Genomic DNA, 2,531 nt, shown 5'->3' with positions numbered 1-2,531 from the left:
GTGGGCGTGGGCCGGCGGGGCGGGGTCGGGGTGGGGGTGTGCTCCACCGGGATCGGTGGCCCCTCCACCGAGATCGCGCTGGTGGAACTGGCGCGGCTCGGGGTGCGGACGGTGCTGCGGACCGGGGGCATGGGGGCGTTGTCGGCGCGGATCGCGCCCGGTGACCTGTGCGTGGTCACCGAGGCGGTCCGCGAGGGCGGCGCCGCCTCCTGGTACGCCGACCCCGAGGTGCGGGCGGTGTCCAGCCCCGAGGTGCGCACCGCGCTGGCCGCGACCGCCGACCGGGCGGGGGAACGGGCCCACGGCATCACGGTGCTCTCCTGCGACTCCTACTACGTCGGGGAGGGCCGTCCGGTTCCCGGCCTGGAGGACAGGGCCGCCCGCCGCCTCGCGCAGGTGGAGGCGCTGGGGGTGGACGCGATGGACATGGAGTGCGAGACGGTGCTGGCCGTGGGCGCGGCCGTGGGGCTGCGCGTCGGGGGCCTCCTGGTCGCCCACGCCTCCCGGGCCACCGACAGCTGGTTGGAGGACTACGAGCCGGCGCAGGTGCGGATGCTGCGGGTGGCGGCGGACGCGGCGGTGCGGTTGAGCACGGAGGGCCAGCGGTGACCGCCGTGACGAGGGAACCGGGTCCGGTCGGCGACCCGGCCGCCGGGGAGGACGCCCGCGCCCGGTTCTTCGCCGCCGCCCCACCCGCCGGCGCCGGCGCGGCCCCGGCCCCCGACCTGCGGGTCCGGTTGGGCTCGCTGACCCTGCGCAACCCGGTGATGCCCGCCTCCGGGTGCTTCGGGCCGGAACTGGCCCCGCTGGTGCCCACCGCCGAGATCGGCGCCACCGTCACCAAGACCGTGTTCGCCCGGCGGCGCGGCGGCAACCCGACCCACCGGTTGACCGAGACACCGATGGGCATGATCAACAGTGTCGGCATCCCGAGCCTGGGCACCGACGGGTTCGTCCGCGAGGTGCTGCCCCGCTACCGGGCGATGGCCGCCCCGGTGATCGTCAGCGTCGGCGGCCTGGCCGTGGGCGAGTACCTCACCGTCATGGACGAACTGGCGGGGGCGCGGTTCGACGGGGTCGAGGTGAACGTGTCGTGCCCCAACCTCGAACACGGCGGCCTGGACATCGGCACCGACCCGGACGCGGTGGCCCGCGTCGTCTCCGGTGTCGTCGCCCGCACCGACGTCCCCGTGCTGGTCAAGCTCACCCCGATGGTGTCCTCCATCGGCGAGGTGGCCCGCGCCGCCGAGGAGGCCGGCGCCACCGCGTTGACCGTGGCCAACTCCTTCCCCGGCATGGCCCTGGACCCCCGCACCCGCCGGCCGGTGCTGGGCAACCGGGTCGGCGGGGTGTCCGGGCCCGCCGTCAAACCCCTCGCCCTCCGGCTCACCTGGGCCACCGTCCAAGCGGTGGGTGTTCCGGTGATCGGTTGTGGTGGTATCTCCACCGTGGACGATGCGTTCGATTTCCTGGCCGTCGGCGCCACCGCCGTCCAGGTCGGCACGGCGCACTTCGCCCGGCCGTTCGTCATGGCCGAGATCGCCCGCGGACTCGCGGCGCGGTGCGCGGCGGCGGATGCCACCCGACTGACCGACTACGTCCGGACCCTGGGGGAGACATGAGCGTCGACAAGCCGATGCAGGTCGTGGTGCGCGCCTTGGACGTGCTCACCGCGTTGAGCAACGCCCGGGGCGGCAGGACCCTCCAGGACCTGCACGAGGAGCTCGACATCCCGCTCGGCAGCATGCACCGCGTCCTGTCGACCCTCTCCCAGCAGGGTTTCGTCAGCCGGTCCCGGGTGAACAAGCGGTACTTCCTCGGCCCGGCGGCCCGCGCGTTGTCCGCGCAGCGCTCCCACGGTGGCAGCCCGCTCGTGGTGCCCCCGGCGGCGCTGGCGCGGGCCGGTGAGGAGAGCGGGGAGACGGTGTTCCTCACCGAGATGATCGGGGAACAACCCGTCTGCGTGGCCCTGGTGGAGGCCAGGCACCCGCTCCGGCTGTTCGTCCGGATCGGGCAGGAGATGCCGTTGCACGCGGCCGCCGCCAGCCGTTCGATCCTGGCCCACCAGCCCGAGGACGTGGTGCGCACCCTGCTCGCGGGCACCTCGATGACCGGGTTCACCGCCGGCACCCCGCGCACCGTGGCCGAGGTGCTCGACCACCTGGCCGTGGTCCGGGACCGGGGCTACGACGTGTGCGACGACGAACTCGACCGGGACGTGTGGGCGGTGTCGGCGCCGCTGCTCGCCGCCGACGGGTCCGTCACCTCCAGCGTCACCCTGGCCGCGGCGGGTTCCCGGATGAGCGACCCGCTCACCCGGGCCCGCGCCACGGAGATCGTGCTGCGCGCGGCCAGGGAGATGTCGTTCGACCTGGGGTGGTCCGGCGAGGACGTCGCCCACTCCCCGCAGAGAGGAACCGGATGAACCAGCAGTCCTCCCCCGCGCCCCTCCGGGTGGACCCGACCGAGTTCGCCGCCGACGTCCTGGCCGTCGCCGGCGGCACCCCCGGCCAGCCCGCGTCCCTGCCCGC

The 2,531-nt window shown here is 74.9% G+C and carries 3 protein-coding genes; all 3 read left to right on the top strand.

Annotated elements, in window-relative coordinates; all coding sequences use genetic code 11:
* A partial coding sequence (locus ACTIDRAF_RS0223820) for a phosphorylase family protein (RefSeq protein WP_026066437.1) occupies nucleotides 1–609 on the top strand: 609 nt, incomplete at its 5' end.
* Nucleotides 606–1,622 (top strand): dihydroorotate dehydrogenase, encoded by a 1,017-nt coding sequence (locus ACTIDRAF_RS0223815; protein WP_016701191.1) that lies wholly within the window; start codon nucleotides 606–608, stop codon nucleotides 1,620–1,622. The genes ACTIDRAF_RS0223820 and ACTIDRAF_RS0223815, both read left to right, overlap by 4 nt.
* Nucleotides 1,619–2,425, top strand: coding sequence for an IclR family transcriptional regulator (locus tag ACTIDRAF_RS0223810; protein WP_016701190.1), 807 nt, complete (start codon nucleotides 1,619–1,621; stop codon nucleotides 2,423–2,425). Before ACTIDRAF_RS0223815 ends, ACTIDRAF_RS0223810 begins: the two co-directional genes overlap by 4 nt.
* Nucleotides 2,426–2,531 lie beyond the last annotated feature (106 nt).

It is taken from the genome of Actinoalloteichus spitiensis RMV-1378 (assembly GCF_000239155.1).
GTDB lineage: Bacteria > Actinomycetota > Actinomycetes > Mycobacteriales > Pseudonocardiaceae > Actinoalloteichus_B > Actinoalloteichus_B spitiensis.
Note: the sequence above shows the minus strand (reverse complement) of the source record. Positions and strands in the feature narration are given on the sequence as shown.